The following is a 22,842-nucleotide window of genomic DNA, read 5'->3' on the forward strand; positions in this document are numbered from 1 at the left end:
ACCTTCGCGGTCCGGCACCGGCCCGACCCGTCAGCGACCGTGGGCCGCGTAGTCGAGGCCCTCCTCGTACGGCATGGTGTGCCCCTCCTGGTACGCCTGCTCGTAGGCCAGGTCACCGATCTCGTCGCGGACGCGGAGTTCGTGGGAGAGGCGGGTGGCGAGGAGGTCGGGTGAGTCCATCTGGGCGCGGCCGGTGAGTTCCCAGACGTGTTCGCCGATGCCGAGGAGGCGGGCCGCTCGGTGGCCGTCGCCGGCCGCGACGACCGCGGCGGCGAGGACGTCGAGGGCCATGGCCGCGCCGACCGTGTTGTGCATCAGGGCGTGTCCGGCAAGGGCGGTGCGGGCGTTGGCGACCGCCGCGCGGACGTCCCCGCGGGCCAGGTCCGTCTGGGCGACGATACCGTCGGCGAAGGCGCCCGCCCACGACTCGCCGCACTGCACGCTTGCCTCGTGCGCCTCCTCGGCCACCGCACGCGCCCGGTCGTGCTCGCCGCGCAGCATGTGCGCGAAGGAGAGCGCCACCCGGACCTGGAGCTGGGCGGCGCCGTACGCGTCCTCCCGGACGGACAGCCGGGGGGTGCCGGACAGCAGGTCGATCGCCTCGGACAGCCGTCCGCTCAGGGCCAGTTGGCCGCCCGAGACGTACGCGGCGGCCACCACCGCCACCGGATCGCCCTGCGCCTCGGCCGCCTCCGTGCACCGCTCCGCCCAGCCGGCCGCGGCCTCCAGGTCACCCTGGAGCAGCGCGACCGCGCCGCGTGCCCACAGGGCGCGGGTGCGGTCGGGTCCGGGGGCCGGGTCGGTGGCGAGCACCAGGTCCAGGCAGTGCTGGGCGTCGCGCAGATAGCCGCAGTGCCGCCAGAGGAAGCCGGCGTCGGCGGCCATGGCGAGGGCGACACGGCTGTCGGGTTCGGTGAGCGCGCAGTCCACGGCTGCACGGAAGTTGGCGTGTTCGGTGAGGACGCGCTCGCACCAGGCCGCCTGGCGTCCGGTGTTCCACTCGGCGCAGCCCTCGCGGGCCAGGCGCCGGTAGTGGTCACGGTGGCGCAGGCGTACGTCCTTCTCCTCACCGAGCGCGCGCAGCCAGTCGGCGCCGAACTCCCTTACCGTGTCGAGGAATTGGAAGCGTGCCGGGTCGGTGCGGTGGCGTCGCACGATGGACTGCTCGACGAGCCGGGCGAGCAGCTCGGCGATCCGCCCGGCGGGCAGCGGGCCGCCCGCGCAGACCTCCTCGGCGGCGTTCAGACAGAAGCCGCCCGCGAACACCGAGAGCCGGGCCCAGAGCAGCCGTTCCAGCGGTGCGCACAGTTCGTGGCTCCAGCCGATGGCCGTACGGAGGGTGTGGTGGCGCGGGGGTCCCGCGGCCTGCGGGGACATGAGCAGGTCGAGCCGGGAGGGGAGGTGTTCGCCGAGGCGGCCGTGCAGTTCGGCCAGGGAGAGTTCGGAGAGGCGGACGGCCGCGAGTTCGATGGCGAGGGGGATGCCGTCGAGGTGGCGGCAGACGGCTTCCACCGCGGGGCGGTTGGTGTCGTCGAGGGCGAATCCGGTGGCGGCCGCGCGTTCGGCGAACAGGGCCACCGCGTCGTCGGCGACCGGCAGCGGATCCACGTGCAGGACGCGCTCGCCCGGCAGGCCGAGCTGCTCCCGGCTGGTGACGAGGATGCGCAGCCCCGGCAGGACGGGCAGCAGGGTTTCGACGAGCACCACGCAGTCCGCGAGCACGTGTTCGCAGGAGTCGAGGATCAGCAGCAGCCGCTTGCCCTTGGCCCATTCGGCCACCACCTCGGTGACCGGTCCCGTCGACTGGTCGGCGAGCCGCAGCGCCTCCACGACGGCCAGGCCCACCAGTCCCGCGGTGTGCAGTGCGGAGAGCTCCACCAGCCAGACGCCGTCGGGGTAGGCGTCCCGGACCCGGGCGGCGGCCCGTGCCGCGAGCCGCGTCTTGCCGACCCCGCCGACCCCGACGAGGCTCACAAGGCGGCCGACACCGACCCCGGGGTCCAACTCTCCGTCCAGCCAGGCGAGTTCCTCGCCTCTCCCGACGAAACTCCGCGTCTCCGGAAGCAGATTGCCGGGACGGCGCTCTCGCCCCGTGCTCGTCTCGTCGCTCGTCTCGTCGGACACACCGACCAGTCTGACCTGGCCATGGTCACGCGTTACCGCTGTCCGACAACTCGGACAGAAAGGCGACAGGGCCCCGTCACTTCCGGGCACCTTTCGACGAGATGCGATCAACTCCCTGTTGGTGGCGTGAGGGAGGGCGATATTCGGTGATTGTCGGGTGAGTGAGTGATGGGCGAGAGGGAGCTGAGGAACGGATGGCCGCCACGGGCGGAGGCGGTGAGGGCGACGAGAGGTGGCCCGGGGACGCCACGAGGCCGACGCGCCGGCTGCCGGCTCAACTGGGCATCGAGAAGCGGGCACGGCGACGACTGCCGGCCCAACCGGACATCGGGAGACGGGCTAGGCGACGACTGCACACCCAACGGGACACCGAGAGACGGTCTCGGCGACGGCTGCCGACCCGGCCGGGCATCGAGAAGCGGGCGCAGGGACGCCTGTCGGTGCCGCTCGCGGCGGAGTGGCGGGCCCGGTGGCTGCTGCCCGCCCCGCTGATCGCCTGTCTGCTGATCGCCGTGCCGGATCTGCTCGTCTCCCGGGTGCCGCCGCTCATCACGCTGTTGCTGATCGGCCCGCTGCTCGCGTGCGTCAGGTTCGGGGTGCGGCACACCGTGATGGTCTGCTGCTGGTCGGCAGCGCTGGGCCTGGCGATGGGGATCGGCGACGGTTCGGTGCCGGGTTTCGATTTCGGCGTGCAGTGGAGCGGACTACTGCTCGGCTGCGCCTTCACCGTGTACGCGGCCCGGCAGCGCGAGCGGCTCATCGTGGCGCTCGCCCGGACCCGGGAGGTGGCCCGGATCACCCAGGAGGCGATCCTGCGGCCCATCTCCCGCACCCTGGACGGCACTCAGGTGCACACCCGGTACCACTGCGCCGCCCGCGAATCGACCGTCGGCGGCGATCTGTACGACGTCGCGGTGACACCGTACGGACTGCGCGTCCTCGTCGGTGACGTGCGCGGCCACGGCCTCGACGCCGTCCGGTTGACCGCCGAGACGATCGCGGGCTTCCGTGAACTCGCCTACACCGCGCCCACCCTGACCGCCCTGACCGGCGCCCTGGACGCCCGCCTCGCCCCCGAGCTGGGCCCCGAGGACTTCGTCACCGCGGTGTTCGCCGAGTTCTCACCCGGCGAGGTACGCCTCGTCAACTGCGGCCACCCGCCGCCCCTGCGCTCCGGCCACCGCGTCGAGTTCCTCGAACCCCTGGTCCCCACACCGCCGTTGGGCCTGCGCCCGGACCCCCGCCAGTACCGCGTACGACTCCAGCCCGGCGACCGCCTCCTCCTCTACACCGACGGCCTGACCGAGGCCCGCGACCCGGAAGGCACCCCCTTCCCCGTCCTGGGCGAAGCCGCCCTCGCCCTGCGCGAGCCCCTCCCCCAAGAGGCCCTCCACACCCTCTACACCCGCCTGACCGCCCACACCGGCACCACCCTCACCGACGACCTGGCCCTCGTCCTGTGTCAGCCGGCGGCATCGCCGATCCCGGTACGCACGCTGTGAAATGGCGTACGAGTCGGTCCTGACCGAAGTCAGTCGTCGAGGCCCCGGCTCGGGCCGTCGAGATGGCTCTGGGCGCAGGTGCGGAAGTCCGCCAGGAGGCGGCTGCGGTCGTCGGCGCGGGTCGCCAGTACGACGTGGCTCGGCTCGACGCCGTGCAGCGGGACCATGGTGAGGTCGGGGCGGTGGCCGCCCGCGACGGCCGGGATGATGGTCATGGCCTGGCCGTCGGCGACGAGTTCGAGCTTGTTCTCGAAGTCCTCGACCAGGGGTCCGTCTGGTGCCCGGCTTCCGTCGGGCCGGGGGTCGATGCGCCAGAAGGCGTTCCAGTCCGCGTCGGGCACGCGGAGCAGGGGTTCGTCGGCGATGTCGTCGAGGGTGACGGATTCCTTGCCGGCCAGGCGGTGGCCGATGGGCATGAGCAGGCCCCGGGGCTCGTCGTAGAGGACCGTCACATGCAACTGGTCGGTAGGAAACGGCAGTCGGGTCACCAGCGCGTCCACTCGGCGATCGAGCAGGCACCCGCGCCGTTCGTTCCACGCCACGTACAGGGCCTGTACGTCGGCGTCCCGGTGCCGGCGCCGCAGTGCGCGTACCGCCGGGGTGACGATGATGCCCATCGTGTACCCGATGGTGATCCGGCTGGGCTCGGCGGCCGCACGGGTGTGGGCCGCGGCCTGGGCGGCGGACCGCAGCAGCGCTTTGGCCCGGGGCAGGAAGACCTCCCCGGCCTCGGTGAGCCTGCTTCCCTGTGAGGTGCGGTCGAGGAGCCGGGCGCCCAACTGCTGCTCCAGGCGGCGGATCTGGCGGCTCAGGGACGGCTGGTTGATGTGGAGGACGTCGGCGGCACGGCCGAAGTGCAGGTTCTCGGCCACGACGGTGAAGTACCGCACCAGCCGCAGATCGAGGTCCGGCGGAGGCGGCGACGAGTCGGTCATGCCTGAATGGTATCCAGCTCCACTCGCCGACCAGACCGCTGCATGCATTCTGACCTGGGGTGATGCCTGTTTCGTATCGCCTCATACGGAACCGGCCTTGGACGCGGAACCCACGGCACGCCCAGAGTCCTGGACATAACCCGCAAGCCATGACTCGCAAGCCATAGCTGGCATGCCGTAACTGGCATGCCGTAAGGAGCGCACCATGCGCGTGTTCGTCACCGGCGCGACCGGATTCATCGGCAGCGCCGTCGTCCGCGAGCTCATCGACGCCGGGCATCAGGTACTCGGCCTCGCCCGCTCGGACGAGTCCGCCGCGTCACTGGCTGCCTCCGGGGCCGAGGTGCACCGCGGCTCCCTCGGTGACCTCGACAGTCTGCGGGCCGGAGCGGTGGCGGCGGACGGGGTGATTCACACCGCGTTCGTCCACGATTTCACCGACTTCGCGAACGCCGCCCGGACGGATCAGCGTGCCATCGAGACGCTCGGCGAGGCGCTCGCGGGAACCGGCCGGCCCTTCGTCGTCGCCTCCGGGACCGCGTTCGCGCCCGGCCGTCTCGTGACGGAGGAGGACGGGGTGCCCGAGTCGACCGTAGTGCCGCGGGTCTCGGAGCAGACGGCGCTGCCGTTCGCCGAGCGCGGTGTGCGCGTCTCGGCGGTGCGGCTCCCGCCGACGGTGCACGGCGAAGGTGATCACGGTTTCGTCCCGCGGATCATCGACATCGCCCGGGCCAAGGGTGTTTCGGCCTACCCGGGCGACGGTTCCAACCGCTGGCCCGCCGTGCACCGGCTCGACGCCGCGCACCTGTTCCGGCTGGCTCTGGAAGCGGCGCCCGCGGGAACACGACTGCACGGGGTCGACGAGGAGGGGGTACCGGTCCGCGACATCGCCGGCGTCATCGGCCGGCAGCTGGAACTGCCGGTGACCACCGTTTCCCGCGAGGAGACGGCGGACCACTTCGGCTGGCTCGGAGCCATCCTGGCGCTGGACGTCCCCGCGTCGAGCGCCCTGACTCGGAAGCGGTTGGGGTGGCAGCCCGTGCAGCCCGGGCTCATCCCGGACCTTGAGGAAGCCCACTACTTCAAGGGCTGAGCACCTGGGGCGGCAGGAGCCCACGTATCAACTCCTCGGCATCCCCGAGGACTTGGACCTCCGCCTCGCTCATCGTCGGATTGGCCGCCCGTCGCCGCCTCGCCTCCGTGAGGCCGGCGTCGGTCACGCCGGGTGTGCCGTCCCCGAGCATCGCGGTCAGTGCCTCACGAGCCACCTCCGCGTGGAGTTCGCCGCCGACGGCGACCTGGGCGAGGATCACGGCGGACATGCCCCAGTCGAGTCCGGGCGGACCCTCCTCGGTGTTGGCCCAGTCGATGACCTTCGGACCCTCGGGGGTGAGCATCACGTTGTCGGGGTGAAGGTCCAGGTGCAGGACGCGCACGGCGGGGTCGGCGGAGAGCCGGGCGGGCACGGCGTGCAGCGCGCGCAGCAGCCGGGCGAGGGTGACGCCGGCCTCCCGGGGGCCGAGCAGGCCCACTCCGAACGCCTCCAGCATGGTCGGCCCGGACAGCCGCTCCATCACCAGGTCGGTACGGGTCGCAAGCCGCACACCCGGCACCGGAAAACCGTGTCCCCGTACGTGTTCCATCACCGCGGCCTCGGCGGCGGCGTCGCCCCACCCCTCGCGGTCCCGCCGCAGTACCCACGCGGCGTCTATCTCGTAGACGTCCGCCGTACGCCCCGAGCCGAGCAGTCTCCCCGTCGTCCTCATGGCCCGAACCTACCCGGGGCGCACAGGCGGCCCTCAGGGGCTGTCCGGTGGGCCGGTAGAGTGAACGCGTCGTCATCACACCCGTACGGGGGGAAGCCGGTGCAAATCCGGCGCTGACCCGCAACCGTGAGCCACTTGAGCAGCCTGAACGGCTTGAACAGGTGGTGAGCCGGATCGCCACGTCCGGGACGTGACCGGCTCGTGCCATCGGCGGTCCGCCGGTGGTCGGCACCGTCGAGGCATACGGGGCCGGAGCCGCCCGGATACTCCTGCGTGCCCGGTGCTGCCCGGATCCCCCACAGGGGAGAGTCATGATTGTTCGCCGCAGCGCCGCGGTAGACGGCACGGCACGCGTCGGGGTACGCGCTACGGCACACGTCGCGGTACGTGCCGCGGTGTTGGCCGCGGTATCGGCCACGACCGTCGTGATCGGTACGGCCGTCGCACCGGCCGCACTGGCCGACGACGCGGCCTCTTCTGCCTCTTCCTCTCCCTCCCCGGCGGTTCCGTCCGGTCTGTACGGTTCCACCGACCCCACCTACGACGGCGTCTGGCGCCAGTCGCTGGCGCTGCTCGCCCAGCACACCGTGGGGGTGAAGCCCGCGGCCAAGGCCGTCGACTGGCTGACCGGGCAGCAGTGCGCGGACGGAGGGTTCGCTCCGTACCGCGCCGACGCCACCGCGAAGTGCGACGCCAAGACGATGGTCGACACCAACAACACGGCGGCCGCCGTACAGGCCCTCGCCGCCCTCGGCGGGCACGACTCCGAGACGGGCAGGGCCGTCGCCTGGCTGAAGTCCGTGCAGAACGCGGACGGCGGGTGGGGATACGTCGCGGGCGGGGCGAGCGACGCGAACTCCACGTCCGTGGTGATCGGGGCGCTGGCCGCCACGGGCGAGAAGCCCTTGGACGTCACCTCCAAGAGCGGCGAGTCTCCGTACGACGCCCTGGCGGAGCTGTCGATCCCCTGCGGCGCGGACGGTGGCGGCGCCTTCGCCTACCAGCCGGACAAGAAGGGGAAGCTCGCGGCGAACGCCGACGCGACCGCGGCGGCCGTGACCGGCTCGCTCGGCAAGGGCTTCGCCGGTGAAACCGTGAAGCCGGCCGGCGACGGCGCCTCGTGCAAGGCGGCCACCGGCGCCGACCCCGAGCAGGCCGCGCAGAACGGTGCCGCGTACCTCGCCGAGGCGCTCGCAAAGGACAAGTACCTCACGTCGGCGCTGCCCGGCTCCGAGGACCAGCCCGACTTCGGCAACACCGCGGACGCGGTCGTGGCGCTCACCACCGCGGGCCACGCCGACGCGGCGGCCGACTCGGTGAGCTGGCTGGAGAGCAACTCCGCGCAGTGGGCCGAGCAGAGCGGACCGGCCGCGTACGCGCAGCTGATCCTCGCCGCGCACGCCAGCGGCTCCGATCCGCGCGACTTCGGCGGCCGGGACCTCGTCGAGCAGCTGGGCGCGACGGGTCCTGCGCCGCAGGCGGCCGCCGGATCGACCGAGGAATCGACTGCCCCCAGTGCCGACGAGGAGAGCGACAGCGACGGGCCCGGCGTCTGGTGGATCGTCGGCGTCGGTCTCGTCTGCGGTATCGGCGTCGGCTTCCTGATCAGCGGCCGCAACAAGAGGCAGCAGCCGTGAGGCGACGCGGTACGACGGCCCTGGTCCTCACCGTTCTCCTCCTCCTGCTCGGTACGGCGGGGCAGGCCCAGGCCGCCGGCTACCGCTACTGGTCCTTCTGGGACCTCACCGGCGGCGAGTGGACGTACGCGACGCAGGGGCCGTCGACCGCGCGGCCGTCCGACGGCGACGTCCAGGGTTTCCGCTTCGCGGTGAGCGAGGACTCGCAGCAGGCGTCGAAGCCGCGCGGCGACACGGACTTCGCCTCGATCTGCGCCAAGTCGCCCGCCCAGCAGGACAAGAAGCGCGTGGCCCTCGTCATCGACTTCGGTACGTCCACGGACGCGCCGTCCGGCGAGACCCCACCGTCCCCGCGTACGGTCTGCGCCCGCGTCCCCTCCGACGCCACCTCCGCCGAAGCCCTGGCCTCCGTCGCGAAACCCCTCCGCTACGACACCAACGCCCTCCTCTGCGCCATCGCGGCCTACCCGCGAACAGGCTGCGCCGACCAGGTCTCCACCACCTCCAAGCCCAAGCCGCCCGCCCAAGGCGGCCCGTCCCTGGGCCTCCTGGCCGGAGCAGCAGCCGTCACGGCACTGGCCACCGCGGCAATCTGGCAGACCCGTCGCCGCCGCCGAAACTGAGCCAACGATGACAACGGGCAAGGACAAAAACGAGGCCGCGCCTCAGGCCCAACCTCGGAGCGGGGCACCGGCTCCGGCTCCCGCTGCCGCTCCGACTCCGGCCCCGGCTGCCGCTCCGGCTCCGGCTGCCGCTCCAGCTCCGGCTGCCGCTGCCGCTGCCGCTGCCGCTGCCGGCAAACGCCTCGCCCGGCGGGGGCGCGCCTCCCCCGCTACCGCTGTGGGCAATCGTCCCGCAGGGCGGGACGGGTGGGCACAGCCACCAGCGCCGGGCGCCGACAAAACAGGGGGCCACCTCCGACGCCGTAACCCCACGCCGGAGGCGACCCGCACCAACGCCGTCCACCCCGGCGCCTGGTGGATCTGGGCCCTGGGCCTGGGAACAGCCGCCTCCCGCACCACGAACCCACTCCTCCTCACCCTCCTCATCGGCGTAGCCGGATACGTAGTGGCGGTGAGAAGGAGCGAGGCCCCCTGGGCCCGCTCCTACGGCGCCTTCGTCAAGCTCGGCATAGCCGTACTCGGCATCCGCCTAGCCTTCGCCGTCGTCCTCGGCTCCCCCATCCCCGGTACGCACATCCTCGTCACCCTCCCCGAAGTCCCCCTCCCCCACTGGGCCCAAGGCATCCGCATAGGCGGCCGGGTCACCGCCGAGGGCCTGGTCTTCGCGCTGTACGACGGCCTGAAACTGGCCACGCTCCTCATCTGCGTAGGCGCGGCGAACGCCCTCGCCAACCCGGCGCGGCTCCTGAAGTCGCTGCCGGGCGCCCTGTACGAGGCAGGCGTGGCCGTCGTCGTCGCGCTGACGTTCGCGCCGAACCTGATCGCGGACGCCCAGCGACTGCGCGCCGCCCGCCGTCTGCGGGGCCGCTCCGACCGGGGCCTGCGCGGCCTGCTGCACGTCGGACTCCCGGTCCTGGAGGGCGCATTGGAGCGCTCGGTCGCGCTGGCGGCGGCGATGGACGCACGCGGGTACGGCAGGACGGCCGAGGTACCGCCCGCCGTCCGCCGCACCACGGCCGCCCTGACGCTGGGCGGCCTGCTCGGCGTCTGCGCGGGAACGTACGGCCTGCTGACCGCCGAAGGCGGGACGTACGGCCTGCCCGTACTCCTCGCCGGACTGGCCGCGGCGCTCGGCGGCCTGTGGCTGGGCGGCCGTCGCTCGCTGCGGACGCGGTACCGGCCGGACGCGTGGGGCGTACGGGCCTGGCTGGTCGCGGGGTCGGGGGTCGCCGTCGCCGCTCTGCTGATCGTCTCCGCGTCGTACGACCCGTCGGCGCTGCGCCCCGGCGTCGTACCCCTGGTGGCCCCCACCCTCCCGCTCTGGCCGGCGGCGGCGATCCTGCTGGGCCTGCTGCCCGCCTTCGTCACCCCGGCCCCCGCCCCAACTCCCAGGAAGCAACCCTCATGATCCGCTTCGAGGATGTCTCCGTGACGTACGACGGGGTCGCCGAACCCACCGTCCAGGGCGTGGACTTCGAGGTCCCCGAGGGCGAACTCGTGCTGCTGGTCGGCCCGTCGGGGGTCGGCAAGTCGACGATCCTCGGCGCGGTCAGCGGTCTGGTCCCCCACTTCACCGGGGGCACCCTGCGCGGCCGGGTCACGGTCGCCGGCCGGGACACCCGCACGCACAAGCCCCGTGAACTCGCCGATGTCGTAGGGACGGTGGGCCAGGACCCGCTGTCCCACTTCGTCACGGACACGGTCGAGGACGAACTCGCCTACGGCATGGAGTCGTTGGGCCTGGCGCCGGACGTGATGCGCCGCCGCGTGGAGGAGACCCTCGACCTCCTCGGCCTCGCCGACCTCCGCGACCGCCCGATCGCGACGCTCTCCGGCGGCCAGCAGCAGCGCGTCGCCATCGGCTCGGTGCTCACCCCGCACCCGAAGGTCCTGGTCCTCGACGAACCCACGTCGGCCCTCGACCCCGCCGCCGCGGAGGAGGTCCTCGCCGTCCTCCAACGCCTCGTCCACGACCTCGGCACCACGGTCCTCCTCGCCGAACACCGCCTGGAACGCGTCATCCAGTACGCCGACCAGGTCGTCCTCCTCCGCTCCCCGGGAGCCGCCCCCCTCCTCGGCCCCCCGTCCGAGGTGATGGCGGTGTCCCCGGTGTACCCACCGGTGGTGGCCCTGGGCCGCCTGGCCGACTGGTCCCCACTACCCCTGACGGTCCGCGACGCCCGCCGCAGAGCGGGCGCGCTAAGGGAGCGGCTGGCCACGACGGCACCGGCCCCAGTCACGGCCGCCACTCCCGGCAAGGCGGCGGCCGCCTCCGGCGCAACCCCCGCAGCCGGCCGGGCGGCCACACCCCACGAGGTCACGCCGAGCGGAGACAGTCCGGCCGACCCGGCCATCAAGGCGGCCGCCACGCAGTCCGAGGCCGTAAGGCCGCGCGCGAGTGCGGGTGCGGGCGAAGCAACGCAGGGCGCGGGTGCCAGCGCGAGCGCGGGCGAAGCAACGCCCGACGCGGGTGCCAGTGCCAGTGCGAGTGCGGGCGAAGCAACGCCCGACGCGGGTGCCAGCGCGAGCGCGAGCGAAGCGACCCCCAGCGCGAGTGCGAGCGAAGCAACGCACGGCGCGGGTGCAGGTGCAGGTGCAGGTGCGGGCGAAGCAACGCCCGACACGGGTGCCAGCGCGAGCGAAGCGACCCCCAGCGCGAGCGCGAGCGAAGCGACAGCGCACGCGCCGACCGCCGGCGCCCCCACCCCACCTCGCCCCGCACACCCCCGCCCCACCTCCTACCTCACCCGGCTCCTACGCAGGCACGCCCCCTACCCTCCAGCACCCCAGCATCCAGCCGAGGTCGAAGCCCTAACCATCCGCCGCGGCCGCGTCGAGGCACTCCGCCGCGTCGATCTCACCGCCGCCCCCGGCGAGACCATCGCGCTGATGGGACGGAACGGCGCCGGGAAATCCACGCTGCTCGCGGCGCTGGTCGGCCTGGTCGAACCGGCGGCCGGATCCGTGCGGGTCGGTGGGGCGGTCCCGCATCGCGCCGCCCCGCGGGACCTCGTACGCCGCGTGGGTCTCGTACCGCAGGAACCGCGGGATCTGCTGTACGCGGACACGGTGGCCGCCGAGTGCGCGGCGGCCGATGCCGATGCGGGCGCCGGGCCCGGTACCTGCCGGGCGCTGGTGTCCGAGCTGCTGCCGGGTATCGGCGACGACACGCACCCGCGTGACCTGTCGGAGGGCCAGCGGCTGGCGCTCGCGCTGGCCGTCGTGCTGACGGCCCGCCCCCCGCTGCTGCTCCTCGACGAGCCGACCCGCGGCCTCGACTACGCGGCGAAGGCCCGCCTGGTCACCCTCCTGCGCACGCTGGCCGCCGAGGGCCACGCGATCATCCTGGCCACCCACGACGTGGAGCTCGCCGCCGAGCTCGCCCACCGCGTGGTGATCCTCGCGGACGGCGAGGTCGTCGCCGACGGGCCCACCGCCGAGGTGGTCGTCGCGTCCCCCTCCTTCGCCCCTCAGGTCACGAAGATCCTGGCCCCGCAGCCGTGGCTGACCGTCTCCCAGGTCAGGGAGGCGCTCTCATGACCACCCGCCGGCCCCAGCGCCAGGCCCGCGCCATCCGCCTCGGACCCCGCTCCGTCCTCGCCCTGGCCCTCACCGGCGCCATCGGCCTCGCCGGTTTCACCTGGCCCCTCTTCGCCGACCCGTCCTCCCAGGTCAGCGCACACGCACAGGACGCGCCATGGCTCTTCGCGGGCCTCCTCGTCCTCCTCGTAGGGGTCGTCGCCGCGACGATCTCGGAGTCCGGTCTCGGTCCGAAGGCCGTGGCGATGCTCGGCGTACTGGCCGCCACCGGCGCCGCGCTGCGGCCGATCGGGGCCGGGACCGCCGGGATCGAGCCGATGTTCTTCCTGATGGTGCTGAGCGGGCGGGTGCTCGGGCCGGGGTTCGGGTTCGTGCTCGGGTCCGTGACGATGTTCGCGTCGGCGCTGCTCACGGGCGGGGTGGGGCCATGGATGCCGTTCCAGATGCTGGCCATGGGCTGGTTCACGATGGGCGCCGGGCTGCTGCCGGGCCCTGACCGGTTGCGCGGGCGCGCGGAGCTGGCGATGCTCGCCGCGTACGGGTTCCTCGCGGCCTTCGCATACGGCACCTTCATGAACCTCGCCGGCTGGCCCTTCATGGACGCCCAGGCCTCGAACGTCGCCTTCGACCCGGGGGACGCCCTCTCCGCCAACCTGGCCCGCTTCGTCGCGTACTGCCTGGCCACCTCGCTCGGCTGGGACCTGGGCCGCGCCGTCGTCACCGTCGTGCTGACCCTCACGCTCGGCGCGACCCTCCTCAAGGCGCTGCGCCGGGCCACGCGGCGGGCCGCTTTCGAGACCCCGGTCACGTTCGAACCCAGTTGATCTGCGGCGCCCGTCACACCGCCCGGCCGCACCCCGTGCACACGCGTACGCGGTCCGTCACACGCGGGGTGAGGCGGCCCACAGGACCTTGGTCACATACGAAGCGCGGTAGTAGTCGAAATTGATGACATGTACGCGCCCGCAACCCCTCTGACCTGGGGTTTGAGAGCCAGATCACACAAGGTACTTTCTACTCGCATGCGACCACCACTAGTAAAAGGGGTCATTGCGGACGGACCCTGAGCCTGTTTCTCTGGAGCAGTCGCCAGGCGCCGACGAGCCCACCCGGGCCGCGGCGCCCACGCATTCCCCGCCACGTACCGCGTGGCACCGGCGTGTGTACGACGACTCCTTGTCCCCGAAGAAAAAGGTTCTCCGTGTCCGTCTCCATCATCCGTCGCATCGCTTCCCCGAAGAAGGCCCTCACCGCCGCCGCCCTGGCCGCCGCCACGACCGGCATGGTGCTGACCGCCGCTCCGGCGCAGGCTGCGACAACCTCGGCCTCCTCCGCGAAGACGATCGCGCACAAGGTGATCCCGGACGCCGCGCAGTTCAACGCGTTCAGCAAGATCGTCGAGCACGAGAGCGGCTGGGACGTGGACGCCACCAACGCTTCCTCCGGCGCCTACGGCCTGGTCCAGGCCCTGCCCGGCTCGAAGATGGCTTCCGCCGGCTCCGACTGGAAGACCAACCCCGAGACCCAGATCAAGTGGGGTCTCAACTACATGAACGACCGCTACGGCAGCCCGGTCGGCGCCTGGAACTTCTGGCAGGCCAACGGCTGGTACTGAGCCGGACTCCCAAAGCGAGAAGTGCCTCCCAGGTTGGGTCAACCTGGGAGGCACTTGCCATGGGGCACCGCGCAGGTCGGGCCACGACCGCGGGACATCGCCGGGGCCCTGCAACCGACCTCAGAGGGTCGGGCTCCTCGGATCCGGTTCCTGATCACGGCGCAGCCCAGTCCGGTTGACCTGCCCCAGGCGCCCGAGGGCAGGCACCCCCTTCTGGGTGCACAACCATGTCCCGCACGTCCGGGAGAACGACTTGACGGGCACGGGCACGTCGGGGCGTCGGCTGCGATCTGACTCCCGGGGCCTCCCGCCGACATCCGATGGGCTTATCGGAATCGCGTGTTAGTCATTCAGTCTCGAAATTCCATTCCGCGTGATGCCGAATTGCCGCACAGATACATTTCCCTGGAATACTTTATCGGCTGTGCTAATTTCGCCGCGCGACACTGCGGCAGGTGAGCGCCATTTGTTTAGCGCTGCATTTGTTTGCAGTTCTCGGATGATGAAGTGGCTCACGCACGTCGCGCGAATGCGACGGTGGACTGGCCTCGTGCCCATGGGAGGACCTCGTAGTGACCCAATCCGTGCAATCGTCAGGACAGGCCGGAAGGCGCCGGAAGAGCAGATTGTCCGTAGGCATCCGGGTGGCGGCGACCGCGGCGGTTCTCGCTGTCGGGATGCTTCCGGCGCTGGCGTCGGCCCAGGCGCCGGCGCCCAGCCTGACGGGCAGCGACTTCGAGATCGACACCGACGCCAACCTGGTCGTCAACGACCCGAACAGCCCGGACGACTGGGAGACTGTCAACGAGGTCCGCAAGGCGGACACGCCGACCGGGGCGACGGACGAGTCGTTCGGTCAGGGCGCCAAGGAGGACACCGCCGTCCCGTCGGTCGTCGACGGCAGCATCCCGCCGAACAAGAGCGACCTGAAGTTCTTCGGCCTGTATCAGGAAGGCGCCACCACCGACGGCTTCCTGAACCTGTACTGGTCGCGAGTCCAGGAGCCGCAGGGCACCACGAACATGGACTTCGAGCTCAACCAGAGCGACACGATCAGCGCCAACGGCTACACCCACGTGCGTACGACGGGCGACCTGCTGATCACCTACGACCTGTCGCAGGGCGGCACCACCGCGACCATCCGTACCCGCACCTGGTCGGGGAGCGCCTGGGGGCCGGCGACCACTCTCGACCCGCAGAACGCCGCCGCCACGATCAACAGCACCGCGATCACCGCCGCCAACAGCGACGGCCTGGGCGCACACAGCGCGCGCACCTTCGGCGAGGCCCAGATCCGGCTGTCCGCGCTCTTCGGCAACAACACCACAACCTGCCGTTCGTTCGGCTCGGCGTATCTCAAGAGCCGCGCCTCGGACGCGTTCAACTCGGCGCTGAAGGACTTCATCCCGCCGACGGACATCGACCTCTCCAACTGCGGCAGCGTCCAGATCAACAAGACGGACGACACCGGCGCCACGCTGAACGGGGCCGAGTTCACCCTCTACAACGACAAGGCGCCGATCGGCGGGGTGCGCGGCACCGAGGACACCGTCACCAACCCCGTGCTGAAGTGCACGACCGCGGGTGCCGGTACCTGCACCATCCCCAACGTGCCGAGGGGCGAGTACTGGGTCGTGGAGACCTTCACGCCCGTGGGCCACGACACGGCGGCCGACCAGCACGTCACCGTCGTCGCCAACGAGACGGCGTCGCTCGACTTCGTCGACGAGCGGCAGAAGGGTGCGGTCCTGGTCACCAAGGTGCGCAAGCACAAGGCCGATGGTGCCGGCGACCACCCCCACAACAACGTGCCCTTCACCCTCACCAAGAGCGACGGCACCGTGGTGAGGGAGGGAACGACCGACATGCAGGGCACAGGCCGGGTCTGCTTCAACGACCTGCCCTTCGGCAGCTACACCCTGCACGAGGGTGACCACCCGGGGTACGCAGACAACCCCGACCAGACGGTCACCGTGAACAACCAGGCGAGCTGTACCGACAGCCCGTTCACCGGTGAGACCGCCACGTTCCGCAACACCCCGCTGACGGACGTCACGATCACCGCGATCCCGCAGGTGGACGGCGCGACCGAGTCGACGATCACCTGCACCGGACTGACCGGGACGGACGTCACGCCCACCTCGGCGAGGTTCGAGAACCTGCGTCCGGGTACGTACAACTGCCAGGTCGTCATCGACCCGTGAGTCACCGGACCAGGCTCGCGTGAACCGACACACAAGCCGCAGCGCCCGACGCGAACACGCGTCGGGCGCTGCGGCTTGTGTGCGTGCCCAGCTGTCACAGTGCGCCGGCCGGGGCCGCTACGGGATCCCTTCGCGTCCCGGCACAGTCGCCCCGGCCCGCCCGGCGGGCGAACTCCGCAAACCGGCCGCCGAGCACCACGAGGAACGCCGTGGGCAGGAACACCGCATCGCAGACGACCATCGCCAGGGACAGGAACGGGATGCCCATCAGGACCGCGATCCCGGTGCGCTCCAGCATCATCGCCACCAGGAGCACGTTCTTGGCCTTGCGGCTGGCGAGGGTGAAGGGGAAGGCAACCTGCATCATGACCGTGCCGTAGCTCAGCATGTCTGGTGCATATGGCTGGGCGCCGGATTGCCTCTGATCTCATCGGTGCAAAGAGCCCCCAGTCCTGGCCGAGCTCAGGCTGGCCGTAGGCGTCGATACGGTCGCGGTGCCGGGTGCTGACGGCGTTGGCCGGGGCGAGGGGCAGGAAGACCATGGCCAGATGGACCAGCGCGGCGTCGACGAGGAGGAGGGCGGTCATCGCGAGCACGGCCGCCGCCCACGGCGACCAGAGCAGCTCGCGGGGGATGTCAGCGGGTCGCTGCTTGTCGCTGCTCCGCATCGCCTAGAGCGGGCAGTTGTCCACCCGGAAACCGGTGAAGTTGATGCCGGGGTGACGGTCACTCAGCAGATCGGCCACGTCCTCCGTGGCGCCACCGCCGTACCACTGCGGGTTGGCGACGACTTCATAGATGGTCGGGTCGACCTGAGCCTTGTCACTGATGCCCTTCGGCGAACGCGGAGGCGCCTGCTGGAAGAAGGCGCTGTACTTCTCGTTTCCGGTGAGGCCGGTCGGGCCCCACGCCTCCGGGTAGTGGTTCTTCCAGAAGCCCGGCGAGCACCACTGCGCGTCCCCCGGCGGGGTGGTCGTGCTGGTGGTCGCGGTCGTGCCCGTGGTGCCGTCGTGCCCATGGTGCCGGTCGTGCCCATGGTCCCAGTCATCCCCGTGATGGCCGTGGTCCCGGTACTGGTTCGACTTGTGCGGCTTGCTGTGCTCGTCCTTGTCGCGCATGCCGAAAGTACGATGAGCAAGTTACGGATAGACCGCATTGGCCTTCCTTCTTTCTCGGTGAATTGGATCCCAGCCCAGCTGTCACCAACGGAATTCAGCCGAGGAAGTAGTGAGAAACGATGTGCTGGATACGCTGAATGGGCGGCAGGCGGCACCTGCAAAGAGGCTGGCCGCAGAGCGTTCCAGGAGCACCGGGATGAGGGAATTCCAAGCCCACTCGACGCGAATAGTTCAAAGCGTCAATTGCGATCTCCGCATTACTACACGAACAACGGCCACAGCCATGGTCCACTGGACCGGTGAGCACTGAGACACGAACGTGTGACCCCGAGGCACGCGGCCTCCCCCTCGTGGCCGTGCTGCTGGTGCTGACGGTGGTCAGCGGGCTGATCGACGCGGTGAGCTACCTGGGGCTCCACCACGTCTTCACGGCCAACATGACCGGCAACGTGGTCGTGCTCGGCTTCGCCGCCGCCGGGGCCCCGGGCTTCTCGGTGTCCCACACGGCGGCGTCACTGGGCTGCTTCCTGGCGGGCGCGGTGGTCGGCGGCCGCGTCTCGAGGTGGCTCGGCGGCGGATCGCGCCGCACCTGGGCCCGGGTGACGCTCGCCGCCGAGGCGGTACTGGTGGGCGCGGCGTCGGTGGTGGCCTTCGCGGCCCCGGACGCGACCGGCACGACGTACGCGATCATCGCTCTCACCGCCCTCGCCATGGGCCTGCGCAACGCGACCGTGCGCAAGCTGGGCGTACCCGACCTGACGACCACCGTCCTGACGATGACGCTGACCGGCATCGCCTCCGACTCCCGCCTGGCCGGCGGCAAGGGCACCCACTCCCCGCGCCGCGCCGCCGCGGTCGTCGCGATGCTCGCGGGCGCGCTGCTCGGCGCGTGGCTGGTGCTCCACCACGGTCTGGGCGTTCCGCTGCTCATCTCCGCCGTGGCGGTGGGGGTCCTGGCGGTGACCGCGTCGGGGCGGGAACGGTGACGGATCGGCCGGGAGTACCGGCGGAAGCTGATTGCGTCAGGCCGATGATGTGCGGATGAGCTCGTCGGTGACCCACCGTGCGACGTCGGCGGGGTAGGGCGCCGGCAGTCCGAGGACGATGTGCCCGAAGCCGGCGTCGATCGCTTCGGCGATCGCGTCCCGGGTGACGCCGGGCCGGTCGTAGGAGACCGCCAGGTGGATGGAGCGGGTGATCGAGGCGGGGTCGCGGCCGATCTCGGCGCAGTAGCGGTCCAGGAGTGCGCTGCGGTTCCTTACGTCTTCCATGTCGCCGCCGGGGATGTTCCACAGGTCGGCGTGCTCGGCGACGATGCGGAGCGCCGCGGCCGAGCGTCCGCCTATGAGGATCGGCGGGTGGGGGCGCTGGACGGGTTTGGGGTTGCCGAACGCTCCGGTGAGGTGGTGGTGGGTGCCGTGGAAGTCGAAGGGTTTCTCCTCGGTCCACAGCCGACGGATCACCATGCAGGCTTCGGCAAGGCTCTCCACGGCGTCGGCGGTGTCCAGGAAGGGCAGACCGTGTGCCGGGTACTCGCGCCGGGCCTGCGGAGGGCTGGGGCGCGAGCCGACGCCGATGCCGAAGTCGAGCCGTCCGTCGGAGACGATGTCGACGGTCGTGGCGATCTTGGCCAGCATCGCGGGCGGCCTGAACCGGTTGCTGGTCACCAGCAGGCCGAGTCGCAGTCGACGGGTGTGGGCGGCGAGGGCCGAGAGCAGCGTCCAGCCTTCGTGGGCCGGTCCGTCCGGGTCGCCGCCGATCGGCATGAGGTGGTCGAACAGCCACGCGTGCTCGATCTCCGGGATCGTGTCGGCCTCGCGCCAGACGCGCAGGATGTCCTGGTAGTCGACCTGCATGGGGGCGGTCATGATCCCGAAGCGGGGGCGGGATGTGTGGTGCGGCATGGGTGGTTCCGTCCTTTCGAGGACGTTCCTTTCGAGGATGTGGAGACCGTTCCTCGCTCCGCCGAGGACGCTCAGCGGCGCCGCAGCGACGGATCGAGCAGCGCGGGCGGAGTGTCGTACTTCTCGTGCGCGGCCAGGTCGACACCCGGGGCGACGATCGCGTCGATCGCGTCGAGTACGTCGGCGGAGAGCACGGTGTCCGCGGCGGCGAGCTGCGAGTGGAGGTGGTCCGGGGTGCGGGGGCCGATGATCGCGCTGGTCACGGCGGGGTGCGCGGTCACGAATCCGAGCGCGAGCTGGATCAGCGTGAGGCCGGCCTCGTCGGCGACCTTGGCCAGCTGCTCGACCGCGTCGAGCCTGGCCCGGTTGGAGGGGATGGTGGTGTCGAAGCGCTGCGGCATGAACTTCGAGCGGCTGGTGGTGATTTCCCGGCCCTCGCGGATCGCACCCGACAGCCAGCCCGAGGCCAGCGGGCTCCACACCAGCACACCGAGGCCGTACTCCTCGGTGACGGGCAGTACGTGGGTCTCGATCCCGCGCTGGAGGATGGAGTAGCTGGGCTGTTCGGTGACGTAGCGGCTCAGGTGATGCTCGCGGGCGGCCCACTGGCCCTGCACGATCCGATGGGCCGGGAAGGTCGAGGAGCCGAAGTAGCGGATTTTTCCGGCGCGTTGGAGGTCGGTCAGGGCCGACAGCGTCTCCTCGTCGCTGGTACTCGGGTCCCACCGGTGGATCTGGTAGAGATCGACGTGGTCGACACCGAGCCGGCGCAGGCTGTTGTCCAGCTCGGTGACCAGCCAGCGGCGCGAACTGCCTTGGTGGTTGCGTTCGTCGCCCATGGGCATGCCCGCCTTCGTGGCCAGCACGATGTCGTCGCGGCGGCCGGCGATGGACTTGCCGACCATCTCCTCCGACTCGCCGTCGCTGTACATGTCGGCGGTGTCGATGAGGTTGATCCCGCCCTCGATGGCGGCGTGGACAAGGGCGGTGGCCTCGTCCTGGGTGATGCGCCCGATCTTGCCGAAGTTCATCGCGCCGAGTGCGAGGGAGCTGACCTGCACACCGGTGCGGCCCAAGGTGCGGTACTGCATGACTGTGTTCCTCCATTGCGGGGTGAAGCGTGGCGGCAGTGCGTGGGTTGGTTGTCGGGCCCGCGCTCTGCCATCATGGGCAAACGGAACCCCGTTCCGGAACGAGACGATACGGAACACTGTTCCGTTTAGCAAGCCTCAGTGGCGGAGGGAGTGGCGCGGTGAGCGACACCGACGAGGGCGCGGGCCCGGGGCGCACGGTCCAGCCCAAGCGGGCGGACGCCCGGCGCAACAAGGAGACCCTGCTGGACGCGGCCGCCGCGGTCTTCGTCACCTCGGGCGTGGAAGCGCCGGTGCGCGACATCGCGGCCAAGGCCGGTGTCGGGGTGGGCACGATCTACCGCCACTTCCCGGCGCGGGCGGACCTCATCATCGCCGTCTACCGGCACCAGGTCGAAGCCTGCGCCGAGGCCGGTCCCGCCCTGCTGTCGAGCAGCGCGACGCCGCACGCCGCACTGGCCCAGTGGATCAACCTCTTCGTCGACTTCCTGGTCACCAAACACGGACTCGCCGGCGTACTGCAGTCCGACAACACCGGCTTCGACACACTGCACACGTACTTCCTCGACCGCCTCGTACCCGTGTGCACCCAACTACTGGACGCCGCAGCCGCATCCGGCGAGATCCGCTCCGACCTCAAGGCCTACGAACTCATGCGCGGCGTCGGAAACCTCTGCATCGGCGCGGACAGCGACGCCCAGTACGACCCCCGCCGACTGGTCGAACTCCTCGTCGCGGGACTGCGTCTACCAGACTGACCGGTTCGAATGAGTCCGCGACCCTGCTCGCGGCAGTGGAGGCCGGGGAGATGCCGTCGAGGTGGAGCCGTCACACTCCCAGCTCGTCGAGGAGCCGGAATAACAACTCCTCCGCGAGGTCCGAGTCCTCCTGGGCGAAGACCTCGACGAGTCCCGGAAGATCCGGCGTGCGGCCCGCCTCGCTCGCCCACGCAGCCGCCGTGTGCGCAGCTGCCTCCGCGGACGGGAACTCGGCGTCGAAGTCCTCGTCGTCGTCCTCGCAGTACGCCTCGGTCGCCTCCCGCACAAGACAGGCCTTCCAGTGCCCGCCGGCCACTGAGAACCCCTCCACGTGGACCGCGTCGCTGTCCAGCACGAAGCCGGTCAGGGCCGGCGCCCCCGTCTCACCAGCCAGTTCGGCGACCAGCGCGGAAGCGTCGTCCGCGAGGTCCGGGCCCGAGTACTGGCCGACCTGCCAGCCACCCGCCCGCCCGCCCGCCCGCCGCCAGTGTTCCTGCATACCGTCGTGGCGTTCGATGACGGCCGACAGCCCGTCGAGCGGAGCCTCACTCCGGCACACGACGAACGAACCCCAGAAACCCATACGGCCCCTTCCCCTCCCGCCTGTACGCCAGTTCCTATGCGCCGGCCGAACGCCGGGCAAGCCGCTCGCGCGCCCAGGCGACGAGAGGCGGAAAGGCACCGCCTGCCTCGGCCTTGTCCACCAGGGCCGCCACATCCGCCACCGGATCGTCGTCGATGCGCAGCATGATCTCGCTGATGTCCGCGCTCTTGAGCCGCAGGAGGCCGTCGTTCGGGTTGGTGCGCGTCTGAGCCAGGAGAGTCTTGCGGTCCAGCAGGGGCACCATCCGCGGGAGGGCAACCTCCGTGAGGGCACGGGCGAGTTCGCGCCCGCACACCTCACGCGTGTCCGGCTCCGCGAAGACCCACCGGGACCGGAACGGCATCTCCGAATCGGGCTGATGAGCGACCTCCGGCGGCGGAATCACCTCGTACTTCGCCAGCGCACCGCTGCTGTCGGGCGGCGGCGGAGTCTCGTACTCCCGGTTCAGGAACGCCCATTGGGGCAACGGAACGACCGAGAAGAACACGTCGAAGACGTACTTCTCCGGATCGACGGCCTCCGGCCAGACCTGCATGAACAGATGATCGCCATTCGGCGCGGCCAGCCGGAAGGTCCGCCCTTTCTTGGCGAAACCGGCTGCCTTCATCACGGGAACCACGTGCTCCCGAACGAGGGTGTCCAGTGGGTTCATGTCCACTGCCTGCCTTTCAGCTCACGCGACCAGCCACGTCGATGGTGTCGTACTCGTGATCCACCGGGCTGTGGACGGTGAGGTCGGCGTAGAAGGGATAGCGCCGCAGACTCGCCTCCAGCGCGGGCCAGTTGTCCCACACGCCACTAGTCCGCAGTTCCTTTCCGCCCCCTTGGAACAACTCGTCGACCAGAATCTGGGAGTCGGTCAAGGCCGGCGGATCCAGGAAGAAGGAGTCGACCGCGGTCCGGAACCACCGGGCGAAGGCGTCTCCGCGAGACCCGGCCGACCGCTCGTCGAGCGTGGCTTCGTTATGTACGTCCATACCCGAACCCGTTGCTCCTTACATGGCCGGAGCCGAGGACCAGGTCGGCGCCGACTCAGTTCTGCTTGGTGAGAAGCTTTTCGACGGCTGGCGCGTCTGCCTCGCCGATCAGAATGCGGAGCTCCCCCTTGCCGGGAACGCCGTACCGCAGCACCAGAAGTCCTGTCCGCCAACTCGAGTCCCTGTGGATCCACTCGCTCGGCGGAAGAATCACGCTTTTCCCACCCCTCCCGGAGAAAGTGACCCCTCCACCCGATCCGGTAAGAATCTTCCCGTAAGTGAATCCCTTTTTCTTGATTTCATCCGGCCAGGACAACCGGCAGGGAATCTTCACCGACCCGCGTTCACGCAAGTCCTCATTGCGCCGCGATGCCCTTTTTCTGTTCGCAAAGCGAACCGCAGCCGCCGCAAGCCCGGCGACAAGCAGAAGCAAACCCTGAGTCC

At 70.9% G+C, this 22,842-nt stretch carries 21 protein-coding genes, 1 pseudogene and 1 riboswitch; of the genes and pseudogenes, 11 read left to right on the forward strand and 11 right to left on the reverse strand.

Annotated elements, in window-relative coordinates; translation table 11 throughout:
* Positions 1 to 30: 30 nt before the first annotated feature.
* Positions 31 to 2,124 (reverse strand): NB-ARC domain-containing protein, encoded by a 2,094-nt coding sequence (locus OG219_RS14710; protein ID WP_266826653.1) that lies wholly within the window; start codon positions 2,122 to 2,124, stop codon positions 31 to 33.
* Positions 2,125 to 2,318: 194 nt separating this feature from the next.
* Between OG219_RS14710 and OG219_RS14715 the strand changes: the two genes are divergently transcribed.
* Positions 2,319 to 3,626, forward strand: a complete 1,308-nt coding sequence (locus OG219_RS14715; protein WP_266826655.1) for a PP2C family protein-serine/threonine phosphatase — start codon at positions 2,319 to 2,321, stop codon at positions 3,624 to 3,626.
* A gap of 29 nt (positions 3,627 to 3,655) precedes the next feature.
* On the opposite strand, the gene OG219_RS14720 is transcribed toward OG219_RS14715, so the two are convergent.
* Positions 3,656 to 4,561: a LysR family transcriptional regulator gene (locus OG219_RS14720; RefSeq protein ID WP_266826657.1), complete on the reverse strand. Its 906-nt coding sequence runs from the start codon at positions 4,559 to 4,561 to the stop codon at positions 3,656 to 3,658.
* A gap of 205 nt (positions 4,562 to 4,766) precedes the next feature.
* On the opposite strand from OG219_RS14720, the gene OG219_RS14725 reads away from it, so the two are divergent.
* Positions 4,767 to 5,654: an SDR family oxidoreductase gene (locus OG219_RS14725; RefSeq protein ID WP_266826659.1), complete on the forward strand. Its 888-nt coding sequence runs from the start codon at positions 4,767 to 4,769 to the stop codon at positions 5,652 to 5,654.
* Here the strand turns inward: OG219_RS14725 and OG219_RS14730 are convergent.
* Positions 5,644 to 6,327: an aminoglycoside phosphotransferase family protein gene (locus OG219_RS14730; RefSeq protein ID WP_266826661.1), complete on the reverse strand. Its 684-nt coding sequence runs from the start codon at positions 6,325 to 6,327 to the stop codon at positions 5,644 to 5,646. The two genes, OG219_RS14725 and OG219_RS14730, sit on opposite strands and share 11 nt — an antisense overlap.
* Before the next feature lie 90 nt (positions 6,328 to 6,417).
* Positions 6,418 to 6,506, forward strand: a riboswitch (cobalamin riboswitch).
* Between the two features lie 132 nt (positions 6,507 to 6,638).
* Here OG219_RS14730 and OG219_RS14735 point away from each other — a divergent pair.
* The 7 genes from OG219_RS14735 (at position 6,639) to OG219_RS14765 (ending at position 15,946) form a co-directional block, all read left to right on the forward strand.
* Positions 6,639 to 7,964: a prenyltransferase/squalene oxidase repeat-containing protein gene (locus OG219_RS14735; protein WP_266826663.1), complete on the forward strand. Its 1,326-nt coding sequence runs from the start codon at positions 6,639 to 6,641 to the stop codon at positions 7,962 to 7,964.
* A complete protein-coding gene (locus OG219_RS14740) occupies positions 7,961 to 8,587 on the forward strand; it encodes an SCO2322 family protein (protein WP_266826665.1) in 627 nt (208 codons plus the stop codon). The genes OG219_RS14735 and OG219_RS14740 overlap by 4 nt, the downstream gene beginning before the upstream one ends.
* Before the next feature lie 358 nt (positions 8,588 to 8,945).
* Entirely contained in the window at positions 8,946 to 9,995 is a 1,050-nt protein-coding gene (locus OG219_RS14745) for a CbiQ family ECF transporter T component (RefSeq protein WP_266836096.1), read from the forward strand.
* Positions 9,992 to 12,127, forward strand: a complete 2,136-nt coding sequence (locus OG219_RS14750; RefSeq protein WP_266826667.1) for an ABC transporter ATP-binding protein — start codon at positions 9,992 to 9,994, stop codon at positions 12,125 to 12,127. Before OG219_RS14745 ends, OG219_RS14750 begins: the two co-directional genes overlap by 4 nt.
* Positions 12,124 to 12,951, forward strand: a complete 828-nt coding sequence (locus OG219_RS14755; protein ID WP_266826669.1) for an ECF transporter S component — start codon at positions 12,124 to 12,126, stop codon at positions 12,949 to 12,951. Before OG219_RS14750 ends, OG219_RS14755 begins: the two co-directional genes overlap by 4 nt.
* Before the next feature lie 377 nt (positions 12,952 to 13,328).
* Complete coding sequence (locus OG219_RS14760; RefSeq protein ID WP_266826671.1) at positions 13,329 to 13,742, forward strand: transglycosylase SLT domain-containing protein; 414 nt, start codon at positions 13,329 to 13,331, stop codon at positions 13,740 to 13,742.
* A 626-nt stretch (positions 13,743 to 14,368) separates the two neighbouring features.
* On the forward strand, positions 14,369 to 15,946 hold the full coding sequence (locus tag OG219_RS14765) for a collagen binding domain-containing protein (protein WP_266826673.1): 1,578 nt from the start codon (positions 14,369 to 14,371) through the stop codon (positions 15,944 to 15,946).
* A gap of 181 nt (positions 15,947 to 16,127) precedes the next feature.
* On the opposite strand, the pseudogene OG219_RS14770 reads toward OG219_RS14765, so the two are convergent.
* A pseudogene (locus tag OG219_RS14770) lies at positions 16,128 to 16,334 on the reverse strand (HTTM domain-containing protein); the annotation flags it as partial.
* 283 nt (positions 16,335 to 16,617) lie between these two features.
* Positions 16,618 to 17,064 (reverse strand): hypothetical protein, encoded by a 447-nt coding sequence (locus OG219_RS14775; RefSeq protein ID WP_266826675.1) that lies wholly within the window; start codon positions 17,062 to 17,064, stop codon positions 16,618 to 16,620.
* A gap of 299 nt (positions 17,065 to 17,363) precedes the next feature.
* On the opposite strand from OG219_RS14775, the gene OG219_RS14780 reads away from it, so the two are divergent.
* On the forward strand, positions 17,364 to 18,050 hold the full coding sequence (locus OG219_RS14780; protein ID WP_266826677.1) for a YoaK family protein: 687 nt from the start codon (positions 17,364 to 17,366) through the stop codon (positions 18,048 to 18,050).
* Positions 18,051 to 18,086: 36 nt separating this feature from the next.
* On the opposite strand, the gene OG219_RS14785 is transcribed toward OG219_RS14780, so the two are convergent.
* Both OG219_RS14785 and OG219_RS14790 read right to left on the reverse strand, forming a co-directional pair.
* The gene (locus OG219_RS14785) at positions 18,087 to 18,968 is read right to left on the reverse strand and encodes an LLM class flavin-dependent oxidoreductase (protein ID WP_266826679.1); all 882 of its coding nucleotides are present in this window, start codon (positions 18,966 to 18,968) and stop codon (positions 18,087 to 18,089) included.
* Between the two features lie 71 nt (positions 18,969 to 19,039).
* On the reverse strand, positions 19,040 to 20,059 hold the full coding sequence (locus OG219_RS14790; RefSeq protein WP_266826681.1) for an aldo/keto reductase: 1,020 nt from the start codon (positions 20,057 to 20,059) through the stop codon (positions 19,040 to 19,042).
* A gap of 161 nt (positions 20,060 to 20,220) precedes the next feature.
* On the opposite strand from OG219_RS14790, the gene OG219_RS14795 reads away from it, so the two are divergent.
* The gene (locus tag OG219_RS14795) at positions 20,221 to 20,817 is read left to right on the forward strand and encodes a TetR/AcrR family transcriptional regulator (RefSeq protein ID WP_266826683.1); all 597 of its coding nucleotides are present in this window, start codon (positions 20,221 to 20,223) and stop codon (positions 20,815 to 20,817) included.
* 70 nt (positions 20,818 to 20,887) lie between these two features.
* On the opposite strand, the gene OG219_RS14800 is transcribed toward OG219_RS14795, so the two are convergent.
* Genes OG219_RS14800 through OG219_RS14815 form a run of 4 tightly spaced genes read right to left on the reverse strand, consistent with a single transcriptional unit; the run spans position 20,888 to position 22,831 of the window.
* Positions 20,888 to 21,400 carry a hypothetical protein gene (locus OG219_RS14800; protein ID WP_266826685.1) on the reverse strand — a complete coding sequence of 171 codons (513 nt, stop codon included), beginning with the start codon at positions 21,398 to 21,400 and terminating at the stop codon, positions 20,888 to 20,890.
* Between the two features lie 34 nt (positions 21,401 to 21,434).
* Positions 21,435 to 22,073 (reverse strand): hypothetical protein, encoded by a 639-nt coding sequence (locus OG219_RS14805; protein WP_266826687.1) that lies wholly within the window; start codon positions 22,071 to 22,073, stop codon positions 21,435 to 21,437.
* A 16-nt stretch (positions 22,074 to 22,089) separates the two neighbouring features.
* Positions 22,090 to 22,398, reverse strand: coding sequence for a hypothetical protein (locus OG219_RS14810; protein WP_266826689.1), 309 nt, complete (start codon positions 22,396 to 22,398; stop codon positions 22,090 to 22,092).
* A 55-nt stretch (positions 22,399 to 22,453) separates the two neighbouring features.
* Positions 22,454 to 22,831: a hypothetical protein gene (locus OG219_RS14815; protein ID WP_266826691.1), complete on the reverse strand. Its 378-nt coding sequence runs from the start codon at positions 22,829 to 22,831 to the stop codon at positions 22,454 to 22,456.
* Between the last annotated feature and the right edge of the window lie 11 nt (positions 22,832 to 22,842).

It is taken from the genome of Streptomyces sp. NBC_00038 (assembly GCF_026343635.1).
In the GTDB taxonomy this organism is placed as follows: Bacteria; Actinomycetota; Actinomycetes; order Streptomycetales; family Streptomycetaceae; genus Streptomyces.